Source organism: Amycolatopsis arida, assembly GCF_900115565.1.
In the GTDB taxonomy this organism is placed as follows: domain Bacteria; phylum Actinomycetota; class Actinomycetes; order Mycobacteriales; family Pseudonocardiaceae; genus Yuhushiella; species Yuhushiella arida.
In genome coordinates this window covers 524,717-543,844 of sequence record NZ_FOWW01000003.1, presented here as the reverse complement: position 1 = coordinate 543,844, position 19,128 = coordinate 524,717, and the positions used below count along the sequence as shown (strand labels likewise).

General features: G+C 71.4%; 20 protein-coding genes. 11 read left to right on the top strand and 9 right to left on the bottom strand.

Going from position 1 to position 19,128, the window contains the following annotated elements:
* The first annotated feature begins 117 nt into the window (after positions 1-117).
* The 5 genes from BM051_RS12085 (at position 118) to BM051_RS12065 (ending at position 4,781) form a co-directional block, all read left to right on the top strand.
* A complete protein-coding gene (locus tag BM051_RS12085; RefSeq protein WP_092530163.1) occupies positions 118-969 on the top strand; it encodes a LuxR C-terminal-related transcriptional regulator in 852 nt (283 codons plus the stop codon).
* A 145-nt stretch (positions 970-1,114) separates the two neighbouring features.
* Positions 1,115-2,959, top strand: coding sequence for an acyl-CoA dehydrogenase (locus BM051_RS12080; RefSeq protein ID WP_092530162.1), 1,845 nt, complete (start codon positions 1,115-1,117; stop codon positions 2,957-2,959).
* A gap of 162 nt (positions 2,960-3,121) precedes the next feature.
* Positions 3,122-3,985: an alpha/beta fold hydrolase gene (locus tag BM051_RS12075; protein WP_092530161.1), complete on the top strand. Its 864-nt coding sequence runs from the start codon at positions 3,122-3,124 to the stop codon at positions 3,983-3,985.
* 111 nt (positions 3,986-4,096) lie between these two features.
* On the top strand, positions 4,097-4,372 hold the full coding sequence (locus BM051_RS12070; protein WP_092530160.1) for a GlsB/YeaQ/YmgE family stress response membrane protein: 276 nt from the start codon (positions 4,097-4,099) through the stop codon (positions 4,370-4,372).
* Positions 4,373-4,484: 112 nt separating this feature from the next.
* The gene (locus BM051_RS12065) at positions 4,485-4,781 is read left to right on the top strand and encodes a GlsB/YeaQ/YmgE family stress response membrane protein (protein ID WP_092530159.1); all 297 of its coding nucleotides are present in this window, start codon (positions 4,485-4,487) and stop codon (positions 4,779-4,781) included.
* A 137-nt stretch (positions 4,782-4,918) separates the two neighbouring features.
* Here the strand turns inward: BM051_RS12065 and BM051_RS12060 are convergent, their stop codons facing one another.
* The 7 genes from BM051_RS12060 to BM051_RS12030 form a co-directional block, all read right to left on the bottom strand.
* Positions 4,919-5,314 carry a hypothetical protein gene (locus tag BM051_RS12060; protein WP_092530158.1) on the bottom strand — a complete coding sequence of 132 codons (396 nt, stop codon included), beginning with the start codon at positions 5,312-5,314 and terminating at the stop codon, positions 4,919-4,921.
* 95 nt (positions 5,315-5,409) lie between these two features.
* Entirely contained in the window at positions 5,410-7,638 is a 2,229-nt protein-coding gene (locus tag BM051_RS12055; RefSeq protein ID WP_243859428.1) for a VanW family protein, read from the bottom strand.
* Positions 7,639-7,659: 21 nt separating this feature from the next.
* Positions 7,660-8,013, bottom strand: coding sequence for a GroES family chaperonin (locus BM051_RS12050; RefSeq protein ID WP_092530157.1), 354 nt, complete (start codon positions 8,011-8,013; stop codon positions 7,660-7,662).
* A 30-nt stretch (positions 8,014-8,043) separates the two neighbouring features.
* Positions 8,044-9,885 carry an NHL domain-containing thioredoxin family protein gene (locus BM051_RS12045; RefSeq protein ID WP_092530156.1) on the bottom strand — a complete coding sequence of 614 codons (1,842 nt, stop codon included), beginning with the start codon at positions 9,883-9,885 and terminating at the stop codon, positions 8,044-8,046.
* A gap of 43 nt (positions 9,886-9,928) precedes the next feature.
* Entirely contained in the window at positions 9,929-10,111 is a 183-nt protein-coding gene (locus BM051_RS12040) for a hypothetical protein (protein WP_092530155.1), read from the bottom strand.
* Positions 10,112-10,205: 94 nt separating this feature from the next.
* The gene (locus BM051_RS12035; RefSeq protein WP_166677660.1) at positions 10,206-10,685 is read right to left on the bottom strand and encodes an SRPBCC family protein; all 480 of its coding nucleotides are present in this window, start codon (positions 10,683-10,685) and stop codon (positions 10,206-10,208) included.
* A gap of 330 nt (positions 10,686-11,015) precedes the next feature.
* Positions 11,016-13,379, bottom strand: a complete 2,364-nt coding sequence (locus tag BM051_RS12030) for an oxidoreductase (RefSeq protein ID WP_092530394.1) — start codon at positions 13,377-13,379, stop codon at positions 11,016-11,018.
* A 291-nt stretch (positions 13,380-13,670) separates the two neighbouring features.
* On the opposite strand from BM051_RS12030, the gene BM051_RS12025 reads away from it, so the two are divergent.
* From BM051_RS12025 to BM051_RS12010, 4 genes are read left to right on the top strand one after another with little or no spacing between them, the layout of a single operon-like run.
* Positions 13,671-14,078 (top strand): hypothetical protein, encoded by a 408-nt coding sequence (locus BM051_RS12025; RefSeq protein ID WP_134046059.1) that lies wholly within the window; start codon positions 13,671-13,673, stop codon positions 14,076-14,078.
* Positions 14,011-14,685 carry a DUF3558 family protein gene (locus tag BM051_RS12020; RefSeq protein ID WP_092530153.1) on the top strand — a complete coding sequence of 225 codons (675 nt, stop codon included), beginning with the start codon at positions 14,011-14,013 and terminating at the stop codon, positions 14,683-14,685. Before BM051_RS12025 ends, BM051_RS12020 begins: the two co-directional genes overlap by 68 nt.
* 1 nt (position 14,686) lies before the next feature.
* Complete coding sequence (locus BM051_RS12015; protein ID WP_092530152.1) at positions 14,687-15,952, top strand: hypothetical protein; 1,266 nt, start codon at positions 14,687-14,689, stop codon at positions 15,950-15,952.
* A gap of 39 nt (positions 15,953-15,991) precedes the next feature.
* The gene (locus BM051_RS12010) at positions 15,992-16,732 is read left to right on the top strand and encodes an ESX secretion-associated protein EspG (protein ID WP_092530151.1); all 741 of its coding nucleotides are present in this window, start codon (positions 15,992-15,994) and stop codon (positions 16,730-16,732) included.
* Positions 16,733-16,737: 5 nt separating this feature from the next.
* Here the strand turns inward: BM051_RS12010 and BM051_RS12005 are convergent, their stop codons facing one another.
* Both BM051_RS12005 and BM051_RS12000 read right to left on the bottom strand, forming a co-directional pair.
* Positions 16,738-17,298 carry a hypothetical protein gene (locus BM051_RS12005; protein ID WP_134046061.1) on the bottom strand — a complete coding sequence of 187 codons (561 nt, stop codon included), beginning with the start codon at positions 17,296-17,298 and terminating at the stop codon, positions 16,738-16,740.
* Positions 17,295-17,645 (bottom strand): hypothetical protein, encoded by a 351-nt coding sequence (locus tag BM051_RS12000; RefSeq protein WP_166677662.1) that lies wholly within the window; start codon positions 17,643-17,645, stop codon positions 17,295-17,297. Before BM051_RS12000 ends, BM051_RS12005 begins: the two co-directional genes overlap by 4 nt.
* An 87-nt stretch (positions 17,646-17,732) precedes the next feature.
* Between BM051_RS12000 and BM051_RS11995 the strand changes: the two genes are divergently transcribed.
* Positions 17,733-18,566 (top strand): helix-turn-helix domain-containing protein, encoded by an 834-nt coding sequence (locus BM051_RS11995; protein ID WP_166677663.1) that lies wholly within the window; start codon positions 17,733-17,735, stop codon positions 18,564-18,566.
* 16 nt (positions 18,567-18,582) lie between these two features.
* Positions 18,583-18,912, top strand: a complete 330-nt coding sequence (locus BM051_RS30335) for a DUF397 domain-containing protein (protein WP_092530147.1) — start codon at positions 18,583-18,585, stop codon at positions 18,910-18,912.
* The last annotated feature ends 216 nt before the right edge of the window (positions 18,913-19,128 follow it).

Below are 19,128 nucleotides of genomic sequence, written 5' to 3'. Positions count from 1 at the left end.
CGGGCCGGAGGACGCTCGGTCCCAGGGGAGACGGCCGGGCACCGGCCGGCGGGACGGGCGTGGGACGTCGGCCACGCCGACCCACCCAGCCCGGCTGTGCGGAGGGACGGAGAGCGAATGGTGCAGGGTATCGGCACGAACAGAGGTCAGCCCGGGGTGCCGCAGCCGGGGCCGCGGCAGCTCGGTGTCGCGGCCGTCGAGGCGGCCCCGATCTTCCGCGAGGGGCTGTGCGCGGTCGTGCACCGGGCTCCCGGCCTGCACTGGCTGGGCCACGCGAGCACGCATCATTCGTCACTCCAGATGTGTGAACAACTACGCCCCGATGTGGTGCTCGTCGACTCCGGTCTCGACCCGCGGGGCCACCTGGTCCGGTTGCTCGCCGCCGGTGAGTCGACCGCGCCCACCGTCGTCGTGCTGGTCCGCGACGCCCAGCGCAGCGCCCGCTACCTCGGGGACGTCTTCGCCGCCGGTGCGCATGCCGCGCTGCCCCGCTCCGCGGAGCCGCGGCGGCTGGCCGAGGGCATCCACCGCGCCCACACCGACCGTCGCTTCGTCGACCCGTCGCTGACCGCGCTGGCCACGGTGGGATCGACCCGCCCCGGCGCCGGGCCCGTGGCGCGACCGCGACTGCCGCTGTCCCGCCGCGAGTACCAGGTCCTCCAGTTGCTGGCCGAGGGCATGGAGAACTCGGCGATCGCGAAGACGCTCTACCTGTCCGTGGAGACGGTCCGCACCCACGTCAAGAGCATCCTCCGCAAGCTCCCCGCCCGGGACCGCACGCACGCGGTCGCCGTGGCGTTCCGCTCCGGCATCCTCGTCGTCCACCCCGAGGACAGCGCCGGCGGCACCGGCACCGGCAGCACCGGCAGCACCGGCAACGCGGGCAACACGGGCGACACCGCCGGCGACGCCGGTCCGCGATCCGCCGGCCCCGGGCCAGCCGCCGCCTGGGCCCGCGCCCTGGAGTGATCTGGCTCACCCCAGATGTGTGCACGTCACGTCACAAACGTGCACGAACGCCTTGCCGCCGGTTACCGACAGGTAATATCCTGATGTTACCGGCCAGTAGGGGAACCACGTGCCCAGCCGGACACCCGAACACGACGGAGACGACATGGGCCACTACAAGAGCAATGTGCGTGACCTGGAGTTCAACCTCTTCGAGATGCTGAACGTCCAGGACCGCCTCGGCAAGGGCGTGCTGGAGGAGTCCGACGAGGACACCGCGCGTGGTGCGCTGGCCGAGCTGAACAACCTGGCGGTCGGCCCGCTGGCCGAGTCCTTCGCCGACGCCGACCGCAACCCGCCGGTGTACGACCCCAAGACGTTCTCGGTGACCCTGCCCGAGTCGTTCAAGAAGAACTACCAGCAGCTGTGGGACGGCGAGTGGTGGCGGCTGGGCCTGCCCAACCACCTCGGCGGCCTCGGCCTCCCGCCCACCGTCCAGTGGGCCGCCGCGGAGCTGATCCTCGGCGCGAACCCGGCGCTGTTCATGTACCTGGCCGGGCCGAACTTCGCGATGATCCTCGACCGCAACGGGACTGAGGAGCAGAAGCGCTGGGGGCGCATCATGATCGACCGCGCGTGGGGCGCCACCATGGTGCTCACCGAGCCGGACGCCGGCTCCGACGTGGGCGCCGGCCGCACCAAGGCGATCCTGCAGGAGGACGGCTCCTGGCACCTCGAGGGTGTGAAGCGGTTCATCACGTCGGCCGAGCAGGACATGACCGAGAACATCATGCACCTGGTGCTGGCCCGTCCCGAGGGGCCGGGCATCGAGCCGAAGCCGGGCACCAAGGGCCTGTCGCTGTTCCTGGTGCCGAAGTTCCACTTCGACTCCGAGACCGGTGAGCTCGGCGAGCGCAACGGCGCCTTCGTGACCAACGTCGAGCACAAGATGGGCATCAAGGTGTCCACCACCTGCGAGCTGACCTTCGGCCAGCACGGCATCCCGGCGAAGGGCTGGCTGCTCGGCGACGTGCACGACGGCATCGCGCAGATGTTCCAGGTCATCGAGTACGCCCGGATGATGGTCGGCACCAAGGCCATCGCCACGCTGTCCACCGGCTACCTCAACGCGCTGGAGTTCGCCAAGGAGCGCGTGCAGGGCCCGGACCTGACCCGGATGACCGACAAGACCGCGCCGAAGGTGACCATCACCTACCACCCGGACGTGCGGCGCTCGCTGATGCTGCAGAAGGCCTACGCCGAGGGCCTGCGCGCGGTCTACCTGTACACCGCGTCGTTCCAGGACCAGGTGTGGACCCAGGAGGGTGACGAGAAGTCGCTCGACCTCGCCGAGCGGGTCAACGACCTGTTGCTGCCGATCGTGAAGGGCGTCGGCTCCGAGCGCGCCACCGAGCAGCTGGTGCAGTCCCTGCAGACCCTGGGCGGCTCCGGCTTCCTGCAGGACTACCCGATCGAGCAGTACATCCGCGACGCCAAGATCGACTCGCTGTACGAGGGCACCACGGCGATCCAGTCGATGGACTTCTTCTTCCGGAAGATCGTTCGGGACAAGGGCCAGGCGCTGGGGTACGTCGCCGGGGAGATCACCAGGTTCATCGAGTCCGAGGCCGGCAACGGCCGGCTCAAGGCCGAGCGCGCGCTGCTCAAGCAGGCCCTCGAGGACACCCAGGGCATGCTCGGCGCGATGATCGGCTTCCTGACCTCGGCGCAGGAGGACCCGAAGAACGTCTACAAGGTCGGCCAGCACACCGTGCGGCTGCTGATGTCCGCGGGCGACCTGCTGGTCGGCTGGCAGCTGCTCAGGCAGGCCGAGGTCGCGCTGGCCAAGCTGGACGCCGGCGCCTCGGCCAGGGACGTGCCGTTCTACCAGGGCAAGATCGCGGTCGCGTCGTTCTTCGCCAAGACCGTGCTCCCGGAGCTCACCGCCCGGCGGGCCATCGTCGAGGCGGCGGACAACGACCTGATGGAGCTCGACGAGAGCGCGTTCTGACGTTCTGACCCGACACCACGAGCTCCGTCATCCCGCGGCGGTGCCGCGAAGCCCCCCGCTGGCGATGTCCAGCGGGGGGCTTCGCCGTTCCGGCCGCAGGTGGTCCGCGTCGGAAAAGGGCGGCGAAAACGGCTTGGCCGCGGTCGGATACTCGGAAGTGTGATGATCACCGAGCCGGCCCGCCTCGGCACGACGACGCTGCCCGACGGCCGCGCCCTGGGCTGGGCGGAGTGGGGCCCGCCCGGCGGCCGTCCCGTCGTGCTCTGCCCTGGGGCGGGCACGAGCCGGTCACTCGGGTTCGGTGCCGGCGTCCTCGCCGACCTCGGGATACGGCTGGTGTCCGTGGACCGGCCCGGTCTCGGCGCCTCCGACCCCGCGCCCGGCCGCACCCTCGACGACTGGGCGGCCGACGTCCGCCACCTCGCGCGGGCGCGAGGGCTCGGCGCACCGGCCGTGGTCGGGTACTCCCAGGGCGTGCCGTTCGCGCTGGCGTGCGCCGCCCGCGGCGTGGCGGCGGCCGCCGCCGTGGTGTGCGGTGACGAGCTGGCCGACCCGCGACTGGCGGACAGGTTGGACGCCGAGGTGCGCGGCCTGGTCGAGCTGGCGGCGGCCGACCCCGCCCGCGCCGAGGCGGTGTTCGCCGAGTTCGGCGACGCCGAGCGGCTGGAGGAGATGATCGTGGCCGGCAGCTCCGAGGTGGACCGGGCGGTCTACACCGAACCCGGCTTCGCCCGCGCCTTCCGCCGGGCGCTGGCCGAGGGGTTCCGGCAGGGGCCGGCCGGCTACGCGCGGGACACGCTGTTGAGCATGCGCCGGTGGCCGTTCGACCCCGCGCAGGTCACCGTGCCGGTTGACCTGTGGTACGGCCGGCTCGACGCGAGCCCGGTGCACTCGCCGGATCTCGGCGCCACCCTCGCCGCCCGGATGCCGGCGGCGCGGCGGCACGTGGTGGACACCGCCGGCGGCGCACTGCTCTGGACGCACGCGGTGGACGTGCTGCGAACGGTGCACGTCCGGCTGTACTGAGCGGTGGCCTACCCCACGCGGCGTTTCGTTTCTCTCTCCCGGAGGTACTTCCCCAGCGAACACCGGCCGGTCACCGGAGGGTCGGCCGGACACCACCCATAGGGAGAGATGATGACTGTCACCGGAATCATCACCGCGCTCGTGGTCGGCCTCATCATTGGCGTCCTGGGGCGGTTGGTGGCTCCAGGAAAGCAGAACATCCCGATCTGGCTGACCATCGTCGTGGGCATCGTGGCCGCGCTGATCGGCACGGCCATCGCGCGCGGCCTCGGCTACGCCGACACCGCCGGCTTCGACTGGCTGGAGCTGATCACCCAGATCGTGCTGGCCGGGCTCGGCGTCACGCTGGCCGCCGGCATGTACGGTCGCCGCTCGGTCTCGAGGTAGCCGTCCCCCGCGGGAGTTCACCCGGTGGCGGGAATGAACGAGCGGTCCGCCGGAGACAGTGCCACCCTGCGACATCCGGGACATCCGGTTCCGACGAGCTCGAGGAGACGAAGTGCTTGGTGGAATCTGGGGCATCATCACGGCGATCGTGGTCGGCCTGATCCTTGGTGTCATCGGCCGGCTGCTGGCTCCGGGTGACCAGAAGATCCCCCTGTGGCTGACGATCGTGGTCGGTGTCATCGCCGCGTTCATCGGCAACTGGCTGGCCGGCGTGGTCGGCGTCGAGGACACCCCCGGCATTGACTGGTGGCGGCACGCCTTCCAGGTCGGCGCCGCGGTGCTCGGTGTGCTCGCCGCCGCGGCGGTGTACCCGAAGGTGGCCGGCGGCCGGTCGGCCAGCAGGACCTGACCGAACAACCGCATATCGGACGGTGGGGCCGGGGCGCGTCGCGCGCCCCGGCCCCACCGCCGTCCTTCGGATCTCTCCGTCCGCCGTGCTCGATCACAGTGCTCGATCACACTGACCGGATGATGTGGACGGACAGCTCACCGCCGGAACGCGGCGCAGGCCACCGCGACATAGGCCGGTTCCGGCGCCCGCCAGGCCACCGCGGCCCACCGGTCGTCGGTGACCTGCGTGCCGTCCGGACCCACGCAGCCGTACTTCTCCCCGACCACGTAGGGCGCGCAGGGCGCCGCGCCCGGCTCGGCGTGGCCGCACGTGGTGTAGTTGACGCAGCTCAGCGTGACCAGGATCGGTGCCGACGTGCCGGCCGCGGCGCGGACGTTCAGCTTGCAGCCGTTGTTCTCGGTCGCGTGCACCAGTGCCGGCTCGGCGGCGCCGTCGCTGGACGGGTCGGCGGCGGCCGTGGCGGGAACACCAGCGAGGACGGCCAGCGCCGCCGCGACGACGAAGAAGCGTTTGGGCGAAAGGGTTGTCACCGAACCTCCGAAGCGGGTGACCAGCGGGACACCTCGAACGTAGCGGCCCGGGGAGCGTCACGGTCAGTACCCGACCGGCTGGCGCCTCGTCACTGTCAGCACACGAGCATCGGCTTCGGGCCGTACCGGACGCTCCTCGTCTCCCGGCGCACCTCCGCGCCGGACTCGAGGTCGTAGAGCACCCTCGTGTCCGAGGTGGTGAACCCCGGCGTGCCGAGGGAGGGCCGGCAGTTGTCCGGCGGGCCGCGCCGCACCGGGGGTGGCTCGAAGCCGCTGCGCTCCCCGGTCGCGCTCTCCACCCGGTAGCGCTTGGTACCCCAGATCCGCACGGTGACCGAGCCGCCGTCGGCGAACGCCTGGATCGCCACCCCGGTCGGGGCGTCGTTGGTGAACGCCATGTCGACCCGGGAGCCGTCCTCGTCCAGCGACCGCGCGTCCCGCCCCACCGGGTAGCGGTCGAAGTAGTAGGGATGCTCGGTGTGCCCGGCGTCCTTCAGGCCGGCGAAGTACATCGCGTTGTAGAGCGTGGTGGTGAACTGCCCGACCCCACCGCCGATCACCAGCGGGCCGGTGCCGTCCTCGTGCAGCGGCGCCACCACGTAGCCCTGTGAGGCGGTGCGCGGGCCGGTGTGCCCGTCGAGACTGAACGTGTCGCCCGGCCGCACGATCGTGCCGGTCACCTGCTCGGCGAGCACGGCGACGTTGTGCGCCACCTCGCCCACCATGCCGGTGGTGGTGAACTCGCCGACGACCTCGTGGATGCCGAGCGCGTGCGCCTCCTCGGTGGTGACCTCCGGCTGGCGGGTGGCGTAGACCACCGGCAGCTCGCGCGCCTCCGCGCGGGTGGCGACCTCGAAGAACGGTGCGAGGGTCCTGGCCCAGTCGATGACGCGACCCTCGGTGGAGGGCTCCACGGTCGGCCGGTCGCCGGTGAACACGACCTTCGCGTTCACCCCCTTCCGCTCGGTCTCCGCGAGCTGGGGAGCCAGCGCCTCGCGCAGCGGGGACTGCTCGACCTTCACCTGGAGCCCGCCGTCGCCGGCGGGGGCGAACCGCAGCGCGTTCGCGACGTCCCGCGGCCGGAGCACCCCGTCGGTCCCGTCGCCGTGGACCACGACCGGCTCGGCCACCGCCGGCCGGACGATCCGGTCCAGCGCGGCGTGCACACCGGCGAGGGTGACCTTGGGCGGGGTGGTCGACAGCGGCAGCTCGACCACGGGTGCGCCGAGCCACTCCTCGTCGATCCGCCGGGCGGCCCCCTCGACGTCGGTGAGCTCCTGGGCCTGCCGGGGCTCGATGGCGAACGCCGACACCTCGCCGTCGGTGCCGGGGATCGTCGTGAAGCCGATGCCGCCCTCGGTCATCGGATGGTTGAGCCGAGACTCGGCGAGCTCGTGGACCGCCCGGGTCAGCATCGGCCAGCGCGTGCTGGTCACCACGCCCACCTCGCGGGTGGTGAAGAAGGACCACAGCCGGGTGAGCGGGCTGAGCGGCTGGCTGCCGGCGCGCTGCACGGTGCCGTGCCAGTCGAGGCCGAGCCCGGCGGTCACCGGGTCGAGCTGTGTGGTGACGTCGCCGCCGCGGATAATCACCGGCTCGATCAGCCGGGGCTCCAGCTCGCGGCGCAGGGTCTGCTCGGCGTCCGCGCGCTTCATCCCGCCGACCGCCACCCCGGCGACGGTGACCCCGCGCGGGACGCGGCCCACGCTGAGCAGGAGGTCGGCGGTGTAGAGCACGGCGAGCAGGGCGAGGGTGCCTCCGGCGATCATCAGCGCCACACCGACCCCGCGACGCAGCCGCCGGGTGGGGGTGGCCGGAGGCGGAGCGACGCCGCTGCCGGCCGCCATGAGCTCGTCGACCAGCTCCGGGTCGTCGGCCTGTTCGGTGTCGGCCTGTTCGGTGTCGGGTTGCTCGATGCCGGGTTGCTCGATGCCGGGTGCGGTCATCTCGTCGGCATCCGGGATCGCCGGGACGACCGAGGTCTCCACGGCGTCCGGGATGACGACGGTGTCCTCGTGGTCCGGGTCGACCGTGACCTCTGGGACGCGGGTGGTGTCCGGGCCGCTCGTCTCGCCCCGGATGTCCGCCAGGGCTGGACCGTGCACCGGCCCCGGGGTGTGCGCGGTGGCCGGGCCGGCCTCGGTACCCGCGGTGTTCTCGGTGCCCGGGTCGGCCGTCCCGCCCGGAGCGTCCGGCGCGCTCGGGTAGTCCCGGGAGTAGGGAGTCAGGCCGTCGGTGGTGCCGGGTGGCTGGGCGTGCAGGGTCACCGCGGCCTGGTCGGCGGGTTCGGAGTCCTGCTCCGGCCAGTCGTGTTCGTCGGCCACTCGCCCCTCCCGAACCGGGTGTTACAAGTACAGCCCCGTGCCGTGCTCGGTGCGCTCGGTCGCCAGCGCGTGGATGTCCCGTTCCCGCATCACCAGGTACCCCGCACCGTGGATCTCCACCTCGAACTGGTCCTCCGGGTTGAAGAGCACCCGGTCTCCCACCTTCACGTTGCGCACATTATTGCCCACCCCCAGTACATCGCCCCACGTGAGTCGGCGAGCCACTTGCGCGGTCGCCGGGATCACGATGCCGCCGCTGCTGCGCCTCTCCCCCTCGTCGGTCGGCGTGCGGACCAGAACCCGGTCGTGCAGCATCTGGATCTCGAGCTTCACGTCCGTTCCGGCTGTCTCTTCGTTGTCGGGCACAGCCGCCATGGTAACCGTCGCCTTTCTCGGGTCCGGCCGTCACGAGCCCGCCATCACGAGCTCCAGCACCGGGGCGCCGCCGGGCTCGATCCGCACCGGTACGCCCCAGTCCTGCCTGGTCACCCGGCATGCCGGGTGCTCGGCGGTGACGTCGCAGCTGGCCGCCTGCGCGACGACCTGCAGCACGCCCTCGCGGACGTCACCGGCGAGCCGGAGCCGGCGGGTCAGCTCGGTGCCGCCGCCCGCGCCCTCGACCAGCAGCTCGGGCGGTGCCGCGGTCACCTCCAGCCGGGTCGCCGGCCCGTAGCGGTCGTCCAGCTTCTCGCCCGGCGGCGGCACGAAGACCACGGTGAGGTCGAGCTCGCCAGGGGCGAGCACGGTTGGCGGGCGCCGCACGACCTGCCGTTGCCCGTCGATCACGGCGGTGTCGCCGGTGGGCACCGGGCGGATTTGGTGCGCGGCCGACTCGACTACGAGCAGCTCGCCGTCGCGCACCACCAGCCCGCTGGGCTCCGCCAGGTCGCGGGCGAGGGTGTTGACGGTGTTGGTGGCGGGGTCGTACCGGCGAACGGCGCCGTTGTAGGTGTCGGCGATCGCGACCGAGCCGTCCGGCAGCACGGCGACGCCGAGCGGGTGCTGCAGCAGCGCCGCGTCCGCGGGCCCGTCGGCGTGGCCGAAGGTGAACAGGTCCGTGCCGACGGCGGTGTGCACGGTGAACCCGCCCTGGGCACCGTCGCCCGGCCGCATCCAGCGCAGTGCGGAGGTCTCGGCGTCGACCAGCCAGAGCCGGTCGTCGGTCGCCGCCAGGCCCGACGTCTGGGCGAAGAACGCACTGCCGGCGGCGCCGTCGCGCAGACCCTCGACGGTCGTGCCGGCGAACCGGGCGACCGTGTCGGCGACGGGGTCGAAGAGGCCGAGGGTGTGGTTGCCGGCCATGGCGACCACCACGCCGCCGGCGGGCTGCCACCAGGCGACGTCCCAGGGACTGGTGAGGTCGACGTCGCGGGCGGGGCCGGCGTCCGGTCCGGTACGCCACTGCCGGCCGGTCCCGGCGACCGTGGTGACGGTGCCGGTGGCCAGGTCGATCCCGCGCAGCCGGTGGCCGGCGGTGTCGGCCACCACCACCGAGTAGCCGACCCGGACGGCCACCTCCGGTGGGAGCACGGCGATGCCGGACGGCTCGGCGAAGCGGGGAGCGAGGCCGTCGGTGTCGCCCCGGGTGCCGTCGCCGAAGGCGCGGAGCACGGTCCGGCCGTCGGCGGCCAGCTCGACGACGCGGTGGTGACCGGTGTCGGCGACCAGCAGGGTGCCCTCGGCGGTGGGCACGGCCTTGCTCGGGAAGCGCAGCTCGGTGCTGTCGTCCCGGGTGGCGACGTACGGGCTCCCGCCCCTGCGGAGTGTCCCGCGGCGCTCGTGCTCGGCGACCAGCTCGGTGATCACCCGGCGCAGCGCGTCGGCGTGGCCCTCGCCGGCGGCGACGTGCACGACGTAGCCCTCGGGGTCGACGAGCACGAGAGTGGGCCAGGCCTTGACGGCGTACTGCTGCCAGGTGGTGAGGTCGGGGTCGTTGAGCACCGGGTGGTGCACGTCGTGCCGGCGCACCGCGGCGTCGATCGCCGCGGCCTCGCCCTCGTGGCGGAACTTCGGCGAGTGCACCCCGATGGTGACCAGGACGTCGGCGAACTCGCGCTCGAGCGGGCGCAGCTCGTCCAGCGCGTGCAGGCAGTTGATGCAGCCCGAGGTCCAGAAGTCGAGCAGGACGATCCGGCCGCGCAACTCGGCGAGCCGGAGCGGGCGGCCGCCGGTGTTGAGCCAACGGTCGCCGGTGAGCTCGGGGGCGCGTACTCGGGCGGAGGGTCGTACAGGTCGGACGGTAGCCACGTCCCGACTCAACCAACCGGGTGCGCCGGCTGTTCCGCTCGGCTCAGCTGTTGGGGGCGACGCCGGTGGCCTCGGGGGTCTTGGTCACCGTCTTCTCGATGTCGTAGATCTTGTCGACCGTGCCGGTCCGGTCGGGGGCGCCCGGCCGCTGGGCGGTGCAGCCGACCAGGGTGGCGGTGAGGCAGCCGGCCGTCGCGAGGACGGCGAGGGAACGCATCAGTCGCATGTGTGGAAGGCCCGTGCTCTCTACGTGGTCGCTGGGTGGAAGTCGGCGGTGACGTGCCGTGACAGGACGTAGATCGCGGGGGCCGGGAAAACCGTTACCGCGCTCGCGCGGATTCCACTCGCTCTTTCAGGCGACGCAGGGTGGTGGTGATGTTGTGCTGGTTCTGCTCGGCACGGCGCCAGACGCCGGTGGCCGTGGAGGTGAGCACCTTCAACCAGGCGGGGCGGCGTTCCCAGGTGCTCTCGGTCACCCCGCAGCCGTCCGAAGTGGACCGGATGTCGTACTGCCAGCGGGAGACGGGCAGCCGGGCGAAGGTGACGTCGAAGGCGAAGCGCACGCCGGGCTCGGCGTCGGTGATGGTGGCGACGGTGCTCCACCGGCGTGCCCCGCGACGGTTGCGGCCGCGGAACCGGGCGCCCACCCGCGGCGTGCTGGCGTCGCCGAGCCAGCGGAAGCTGGAGTACTCGTCGGCGAGGTCCGCCATCGCCCCGGGATCGCTGACGATCCGGTACACCTCGTCGGCCGAGGCGCCGATCTCGATCGTGCCACTGGCACTGGGCTGACCCAGAGTCATCTCGCTCTCCTCGCAGTCGACATACCAACAGTACGGTATGCGTCGAGCCGGACAGGTCGCCGTCGTGCGCCACGTCCATCCCGCGCGGAAACACTTGTCCACAGGCCCGCCGGAGTGTGGACAACTCCTGGAAGAAAGCGCTTTCCGGCAAAGCCTCTCGGATACCCTCGATACACTGGAAGCGGGGCCGCCCCCAAGGTGCGGGTGGGGGGTGGGGTACCTGGGCGGCGCGTGTCGGCTTTTTCGGAATTGTCGGCTTCCTTGGCATCCCTGCCGCAGGGGCGAACGTTGGCGCATCCTGGGACGTGGTGCTACCGCGGGGCCGAGCGGTCAGCTGTTGCGGCGCAGCGTCCGGGTCACGCCGGCGGCCACCGTGGTCGCCAGGACCCACCCCATCGCGGTGAACCCGACGGCGACCCACTTGTCCGCGCCGCCCATGTACCACCGGCCCTTGTTGCCGAAGTCGACGATCGGCACCAGCAGGTCGACGGTGTAGAGCACCGGGTTCCACTCCAGCCCGGTGTCGTCCTCGTTGACCACGCACCGCTCGTTGTCGATGGCGTGCAGCCGGTCGTCCCGCACGCAGTCGTCCGAGCCGAGGCCGAACCACAGGCTCCCCGCGACCAGCAGCATCAGCAGCCACGCGAGCGCGCGCACCGGCCGGTAGCCGTAACCCACCATCCACCGCTGCAGCCAACTCCACAGCCGCACGCCGGGCCCGAGAAAGCGGTAGCCCCGCGCCAGCGACTCGTACCGGTACTGCTGCTTGCGGAGCAGCACCGTGTCGGCGTGCTCCTCGTTGCCGCACGCGCGGAGCATGCTGGCCAGCTGGTCGTACGGCCCCGGCCGGTAACCACCCATCGCCTGGCCGAGCAGCTCGATGCGCCGGTCGATGATGCTGTCGCCGCCGAGCGGCACCGACTCGGACAGCGCGTCGTACCGGAAGTCCTCCAACTCGATGCCGTCGCGGGCGCGCCACAGCTCCTCGTTGTCGGTCAGCGTGCCGCACCGCGCACCGCCCAGCAGTACCCGGCCGCGCGGCGGCTCGGCGAGCGTGAGCACGAACTCGTCGGCGGTCACCCCGCCCGCGTCGAGCGCGATCCGGTGGGCGTCGGTCGAGGTCAGCACCGCCCCATCGAGGCCCACCCGCCGCCCGACGGTGGCGCCATCCATCGTCACCCCGCCCTCGGCGTGGAACGCCCGCTCCCGGTAGGCGTTCATCGCCACGTCCCGGCCGACCCGCACCGTGCGCAGGTCGACGGAGTAGCTGCTGGAGCTCAACGTGAACGGCTCGCTGAGCTGCGTGCCCTGCAGGACGATGCTGCCGCCGACGTCCAGGCCCTGCAGCCGCAGCGTGCCGGTCAGCGTCGTGTTGATCAGGTGCAGGTTTCCGGTGATCCGGGAGCGGCGGGCGGACAGGACGTCCCGGTCGGGGTGCCGCAGCCGAGCGTTCCAGGCGAGCACGTTGCCGCCGATGGTCACGTCGGCCAGCCGCAGCATGCCGTCGACCCGCAAACCGGTGGCCTGCACGTCACCGTTGATCTCGGTGCCGTCGAGGTGCAGCGCGCGGTCGTAGTAGGGCTCCACCTCCCCGCGACGGACCCTGATCCGCGCCCCGGCGAGCCGCAGCGACCCGCCGATGTGCGCGTTGACCATGCGGATCGTGCCGACGACGTCGAGCTGGTCGGACAGCTCGACGTTGCCGTCCACCCGGAGCCGGTCGGCGATCAGCGCCGGTCGGGGGTCGACGTACGGGTCCCCGGTGGTCCAGGCGTCGACGCAGATCGGTCCGGTCTGGTCGACCTCGAGCTTGGCGCCGCGCAGCACGATGTCACTGTCGACCTTCGCGCTGGGCAGGAAGAGCACGCCGTTGGCGGAGAACGGGCGGCTCTCGGGCTCCCGGCTGTAGGTGTCGATCTCGCAGAGCAGGCTGCCCCCGATGTGCACGCCGTTGCCGTTGAGCGCGAAGCCGTCGGGGTTGTGCAGCGTGGCTCCGGAAAGGTTGACGTTACCGCCGGCGCGCAGGCCGGGGATGCGAACCTCGCCGACGGCTTCCAGGCGGTAGGCCAGCAGCGCGCCGGTGACGACCAGGCGGTCGGCCTGGACGGCCTTGGCGCGGGGGTGCTCGATGCGGGTGCGGGTGAGGATGAGCGAGCCCTCGATGACGGCGTCGGTGAGGTTCACCGCGGCGTCCGGCACTCCACGGTCGACGTCGCGGGCGCGACGGACGGTGGTCTCGTTGTCGACGCGACCGCTGTCGTCCACCTCCACCCAGCTGCGGATGAGCCGGACGTCGTTGCGGCTGCGAAGGTTGCGGGCCTTGAGCCCGGGCAGCCAGCACTGGCGGAAGACCAGGCCGAGGAGATTCGCCTCGCGGACGTCCGGCGGGTGCTCGAAGCGGCAGCGTTCGAAGCGGAAGAGGAAGCGCAGGTCGGCGGCGCGCAGGTCGAGCCTTCCAATGATGTAGGCGTCCTCGACATGCACGATCGGCGCGTTGGTGGACTGCTTGCGCCAGCGGAGCAGGCCGCCGGGGCCGGGTTCGAGCAGGGGGCGCAGCAGGTCGGCGGCGTCGACCTCAAAGGCCGGGTCGGGGTCGGGCCGGAACGGGTCGAACCGGGGGCGGGACGACTCGGTGAGGACGGCGGGCGCGTCGTCGGGGTCCCCCGCCTCGCGGCCACCGCGAAGAAAGGGCATGTCGGTCTCCTCCGCTTCGGTGCACCCGGCGCTCCCAGCGAAGCCGATCATGAACAGCGTTCGCAAGCGACCTGACGGAGTAGTGGCCGGGTGTATCGGCTGCGGTACTGAGACGGTCACCCTACGCGTTCGGTTCCTTTCGGAACGGCTATTTGCGGGGCGTTGCCTGTGGCAGAATCGGCCCCTGCAACGGACGGTGAGCCGTTGAACACGCGTGGCGCGGGGGTGCCACGGGAACGACGTGCGAGGGAGGGCATGCTCGTGGGAGGCGAACCAGCGCCCGGGGGTGGCGTGGAGGTCGTCGAGGGAAAGGCGGCGCCGGACTACGCGGCTCTGGGTGCCGCCCAGGCGAAGATCGACTTCGGGTCCGCCTCGGCCGGCGGCGCCTGGGAGTTCGACCCGGACGCCATGGACAGCGTCATCCGCTATCTCGAAGACGTGATACGTAACGACATTCTGCGGTTGGAACGGGATGCAGGCTACGTGACCGGGATCGATCCACCCGGCCACGAGCTGGTGAGCGAGTCGTACGTAGCGGATGCGAACCGGTCTGGTGAGTCCTGGAAAGGAGTCTTTGAGCAGAACAGGACTTTCTTGACTGCCTACATAGACACGCTAAAAGAAGTTCGAGATGCCTATTCGCGCCAGGATGAGGCGGCATTGGAGGCATTGCGGGGAAAGGCTGGCGATGCGTCCTAGAGCCCTTGTCGTTGGCGTTTCGTTTGTCGCTCTCACCGTGGCGGGCGCGTGTGACCGTGGAGGCACGAGTGGTACGGCGTCACCGGCGCCGCCTACGTCCGGAATCGATGGCGATGCTCCACAGCATGGTGCGCCCCTGGTTGCCAATCCGCTGAACACTGCCCAGGTCGAGGCTGCTCCCTGCGACTTCGTACCCAAGGAGCAACTTGAAGCAGTAGGGCTTCAGGTGGAAAGCTTGCGTAGCGACAGCGCCGCGCAGAGAAGTACTACGTGTGATATTTTTCTGGATCGTACGAGCAGTATCAGCGCAGGATTGAACAGTGAAGACTTCGCCGGCGGGCTCGATACCCTGTATGAGAAACATGCGCAGGGGAAGATCCCGCTTTTCACACCGGTGCCGGAAATTGCAGGTTACCCTGCGGTGGTCTATCGAACCACTGCGCCAAAGAGTGACGGCCGCTGCTCGCTGGCCGTAGGGGTTCGGAATGACCAGCAGTATCTTTTCATCGGCATCATAGATCCCGGTAGCCCGCATTATGCGAATCCTTGTGGGGCAGTGACGAAGGTGGCGGAATTAGCGGTCCAGCGGCTGAAGGAGGTGCAGTGACATGGCCTACTCGGGTGCGGAGATCTTCTGGCTCATGAACGCCAACGCCGCGACCACGGAGAAGCTCGACGCCGCACAGCAGGCCTCGCACCGGTTGGAGGTCACCCACCAGCAGATGGCGGTTACGCTCGGGCGCGGGCAGATGGAGCTGCTCCAGTTCTGGAAGGGCGGCGGTGCGGAGTCCGCCTCCGCCGGGCTCGTTCCGCTGATCGAGACCAGTGTCGACGCGGCCGCGAAGCTGCAGGCCGCGCGGGAGTCGATGTACGAGCAGAACTCGGCCTTCCACGAGACCCGTGGTGCGTTGCGCCCGCTCGAGACCGAGCGTCCGCAGTTCGACTTCAACGACGTGGTGCTCGGCAATCCGGTCGAGGTGGCCACGCGGTGGGTGGCGGACAACCAGAACAACATCGCGCGGTACGAGGCCTACTCCGCGGCCACCGAGGCCAATCGCTCCCGGCTGGCCTTCGACTACCAACCGGCCGGCCTCGCGCCCGGCGGCAGCGTCGACACGACCACACCGGCCAGTTCCGTCGACCACCCCGGTGGCACCTCGCCGAACGTGCGTGGTGGCAGTGCCTACGACGGCCCGACCACCACGAGCGGCTACCGTGGCGGCACGGGTGGTGCCGTCGCGCCTCCGCCGCAGGTCAACGCCCCCGCGCCAACCCCGCAACCGCAGGCGCCGGCCGCCACTTGGACCTCGCCGACCCGGCAGCCCGGCGACGCCACCGCCCCGTCGCGGACCGCGCCGCCGCCACGCACCCCGGGCGGTGGCACCGGCTACCGGCCGCCTCCCGGCCAGGGAGGCACTCCCCCGCCGCGCCCGAACCCCGGCTTCGGCCCCGGGTACGGACCGACCGGTGGTGGCACGGGCACCTCGCCCGGTCCGCGCACCGGCGGGTACGGCCCGACCGGTGGCGCGCCACGCGCGGGTGGCGGTGGGTACGGTGCCGCGCCCGGTCGCGGCTTCGGCCCGATCGGCGGCAATCCAGGAGCACCCGGCGCCCCGCCCGCCCCCGGCCGCGGCTCCGGCGTGGGGATGCCCGGCGAACCCGGTGCCGCCCGTCCGGGCGCCGCGGGCGCACCGGGTGCGACCGGCCGCGGCGGCGCTCCGATGGGTGCCCCGATGGGCGCGGCCGGGGGAGGTCGCGGCAAGGGCGCGGAGGACGAGGAGCACCAGCGCAAGATCCAGGTGCCCGGCGAGGACCCGGAGCAGGTCTTTCGCGGCCAGCTCGGCAAGACCACGCCACCCACGATCGGGGGCTGAGCACGGCTCGACCCGGTAGCGGGTCGGTGGAGGGGGGACATGCTGCACGACCACGTCGAGATCAGCCTCCGCACGTACAAGGCGATGCTGGAGGAGCACAACCTCGGCGAACCACACATCACGCTCGCCGGCGGGGAGAAGTGGTACCCGCCCGACGAGCGCCGGCGGCTGCGCGAGGACGCCAACGCCGAGCTGGAGAAGCTCGGCCTCGCCCAACGCGGCCGGATCACCGCCGACTTCCTCGACACCGTGCAGGTTCTGCAACGCCCCGGCACCGAGTACTTCACCTGGGCCAGCATCAACGGCACCAACATCACCGTGCGTACCGCCCGCAGCGGCAGGGAGGGGGTGCTCGCCATCGCCAACGACGACACCCTCTTCCTCTGGCCAGCCGAACCGGAGCGCGCCCCCGAGGTCCTCGCCCGCCAGCTGCCGGACACCCCGCCCGCGCGGGTGCACTCGATGTCCTGCGCCGCGGCGGACTACGAGGCGTTGCGGGCCGGCGAGTCCCCGTCCGACGGCGGCAGCGCCCGCGACGCGCGGCAGATCGTCCGCTGGCTCACCGCGCCGCGCGTACACGTCGGCCACCTCTACGCCGCCGTCCGCGACTCCGCCGGCACCCGGCGGCTCACCAGCAGACCGCCGTTCTGGATCGACACGGAACACGGTCGTCTCGTCGGCGGCGTGGACGGCGCGGGGTGGCTCACCGTCGCCGGGGCGACCGAGCAGGACATCGCGGACCGGCTGCGCCGGTTGGAGGCGGAGCTGCGCGACCGGTAGCACGGTCAGCTCCTCGGGAGCAGCGCGACCAGGTCGGTGGCCAGCCGGACCACCCGGTCCCGCAGGGCCTCGGCCGGTGCGTCGCCGACGTGCCGGAGGTCGATCAGCACATTGCCCGTCCGGGTGGTGACCCGGACCGCGCCCTCCTCGAGCTTCAGCGCCGCCTCGTCCGCGCCGCGGACGCTCACCGCCCGGAACCGCTCCGGCGGGATCAGCCCGTCCCGGAACATCCGCCCGGCCAGGTCCACCGACGACCCGCCAGCCGACCGCACCGCGTCGGCGGACAGCGTGAGCGTCGCGGTGAAGTCCGGATTGCACACCGCCAGCCGCAGCGAGTGCGGGGTGCTCCGCGGGCTGGAGAGGGGGCGAGCCGGCCCGCCGAGCAGTTCGGTCACCCGGTCGGCGGTGAGCACCGAGGCCAGGTTCGGCAGCCGGTCCAGCTCTCCGACCGGTCGTTGCGTGCTCGGTGGCGGCATGCTGGGCGGGCCCGACGCCCGCGGCGCTTCCTCGCCGCCGCAACCCGACAGCACGACGGCCAGCGCGCCGACCAGCACGACCACCCTCACAACACCCTCCCCGGAATCCACAGCGCGCTGGCCGGGCGGACGGCCAGCCGGGGCGCACCCGGCGCGCCGTGCGGCGGCAGGGCGAGCAGCTCGGCGATCACGTCGGCGACGGAGCCGGTGGTCTGCCACAGCGGGGCGCGGCCGGCCATGCCGTAGTCCTCCGCGCGGTACCGCGCGCCCACGGCCTCGTCCGGACCCAGTACCAGGTAGGTGTCCACGGCACCGGCTCGCCAGCGCTGCCCGTGGATCGCGGCCACCTCGCCGTTCCGGCGCAGATGCACGAACCGGAACCCGCGCTGGCAGGTTCGCGCGATCGCAGCGAGGTGTCCCTGGCTCTCGTCGTCCATGGGAAGAAATCTAAACTAGAATTTCTAGTTACACATCCACCCAATAGGATGACGCATGCCCGATCCAACTTGCGGGAAGATGGCCGCATGAGTGGCACTGACCCCGGCCCTGTCGTCCAGCGGATCCTTCTCGGCGCGGAGCTGCGCGACGCCCGCGAGGCGGCGGGCCTCTCCACGGCCGACGCGACGAAGGCGCTCGGCTGGTATGCGGGCAAGTTGTCCAAGATCGAGCAGGGTGACGCCAAGGTGACCGACAAGGACCTGGCCAAGGCGATCAAGGTCTACGGGATCGTGGACGACCGCGCCGGCCGGCTGCGGGAGCTCGCGGTCGAGGCGCGGCGCAGGCTACCGCCGGCGCGGGTGCCCGACTGGGCGGTCAAGTACGTCAACCTCCTGGCCGCAGCCCACGAGGTGAAGATCTTCAACATCGACGTCATTCCCGGAACGTTGCAGACGTACGACTATGCCTACGCGCTGTTGGCGGAGGCGGTGATGTTCTCGCCAGCCGAGCTGGACCGGATGGCCGAGGAGCGAGCCGCGCGTGCCGAGCGCTTCTTGTCTGGCGAGGCTCGGCTCTGGCTCGTTCTCGACGAAGCCGCGTTGTACCGGCAAATCGGCGGTCCGAAGGTGCTGCGCAAGCAGTTGGAGCGGGTGAAAGAGTTGGCGGCTCGGCCGAACATCACCGTGCAGGTGATCCCCTTCGATGGAGGTGCTCACGCCTCCCACGGTGTGGCTTTCACCATCGTCAATCTCTTCGAAGGTAGGCCCGGCATCGTCTACGTCGAGAGCCTGACCGGCTCGGACTACCTGGGGCGAGAACACACCCGCGCCTACAACCTGGCGTATGACAAACTACGGGTAGCCGCGCTGAGCGAGCGGCAGACGATCGACCTGGTTGTCCGGAGGATCGCCGAGTTGTAGTAGGAGGTCGCCGCCGATGATGCCCGTCTTGGAGAGCATCAGTTGGCGGAAGTCCTCCTACAGCGGCGGTGGCGAGAACTGCGTCGAAGTCGCGCCGGTTCCCAGCCCGGGATCCATGCGAAAGTCCTCGCAGAGCGATGGTGCTGAGAACTGCGTGGAAGTCGCGGGGGTGCCCGACCCGCGAAGCGTGCGGAAGCCTTCTCATAGCGACAGCGGGGAGGCTTGCGTGGAGGTCGGGCGGGCCACCGGCCAGTGGGCGGTGCGGGACGGCAAGCTTGGCGACGCCAGCCCGCTGCTCGTCCTCTCCGAGCCGTCCTTCGTGGCGCTGCTCGACCACCTTCGCTGAACCACCCACGCGGCCCGAACCACCCAGGCGACCCCGTACGAAAGCCGCGCTCGATACCACATCAAGCCTCAGCGCGCCACCGACCACCCCCGCCCAAGGCCGAGTTGTCCACATCACCCATCAGTGATCCACAGATTTCCGCGACCCCCGTCCCGCGCCCCGAGAGTCGATAGGCTGGAAGCGGGGCCGGTCCCCCGGAGAGGGCGGGGGAGGGTC

Excerpts from the sequence above, each read along its gene's own strand:
- BM051_RS12085 (WP_092530163.1), top strand. The coding sequence starts at position 118 with ATGGTGCAGGGTATCGGCACGAACAGAGGTCAGCCCGGGGTGCCGCAG.
- BM051_RS12080 (WP_092530162.1), top strand. The coding sequence starts at position 1,115 with ATGGGCCACTACAAGAGCAATGTGCGTGACCTGGAGTTCAACCTCTTC.
- BM051_RS12075 (WP_092530161.1), top strand. The coding sequence starts at position 3,122 with ATGATCACCGAGCCGGCCCGCCTCGGCACGACGACGCTGCCCGACGGC.
- BM051_RS12070 (WP_092530160.1), top strand. The coding sequence starts at position 4,097 with ATGACTGTCACCGGAATCATCACCGCGCTCGTGGTCGGCCTCATCATT.
- BM051_RS12050 (WP_092530157.1), bottom strand. The coding sequence starts at position 8,013 with ATGGCGGCTGTGCCCGACAACGAAGAGACAGCCGGAACGGACGTGAAG.
- BM051_RS12040 (WP_092530155.1), bottom strand. The coding sequence starts at position 10,111 with ATGCGACTGATGCGTTCCCTCGCCGTCCTCGCGACGGCCGGCTGCCTC.
- BM051_RS12035 (WP_166677660.1), bottom strand. The coding sequence starts at position 10,685 with ATGACTCTGGGTCAGCCCAGTGCCAGTGGCACGATCGAGATCGGCGCC.
- BM051_RS12030 (WP_092530394.1), bottom strand. The coding sequence starts at position 13,379 with ATGCCCTTTCTTCGCGGTGGCCGCGAGGCGGGGGACCCCGACGACGCG.
- BM051_RS12020 (WP_092530153.1), top strand. The coding sequence starts at position 14,011 with ATGCCTATTCGCGCCAGGATGAGGCGGCATTGGAGGCATTGCGGGGAA.
- BM051_RS12015 (WP_092530152.1), top strand. The coding sequence starts at position 14,687 with ATGGCCTACTCGGGTGCGGAGATCTTCTGGCTCATGAACGCCAACGCC.
- BM051_RS12010 (WP_092530151.1), top strand. The coding sequence starts at position 15,992 with ATGCTGCACGACCACGTCGAGATCAGCCTCCGCACGTACAAGGCGATG.
- BM051_RS12000 (WP_166677662.1), bottom strand. The coding sequence starts at position 17,645 with ATGGACGACGAGAGCCAGGGACACCTCGCTGCGATCGCGCGAACCTGC.
- BM051_RS11995 (WP_166677663.1), top strand. The coding sequence starts at position 17,733 with ATGAGTGGCACTGACCCCGGCCCTGTCGTCCAGCGGATCCTTCTCGGC.
- BM051_RS30335 (WP_092530147.1), top strand. The coding sequence starts at position 18,583 with ATGATGCCCGTCTTGGAGAGCATCAGTTGGCGGAAGTCCTCCTACAGC.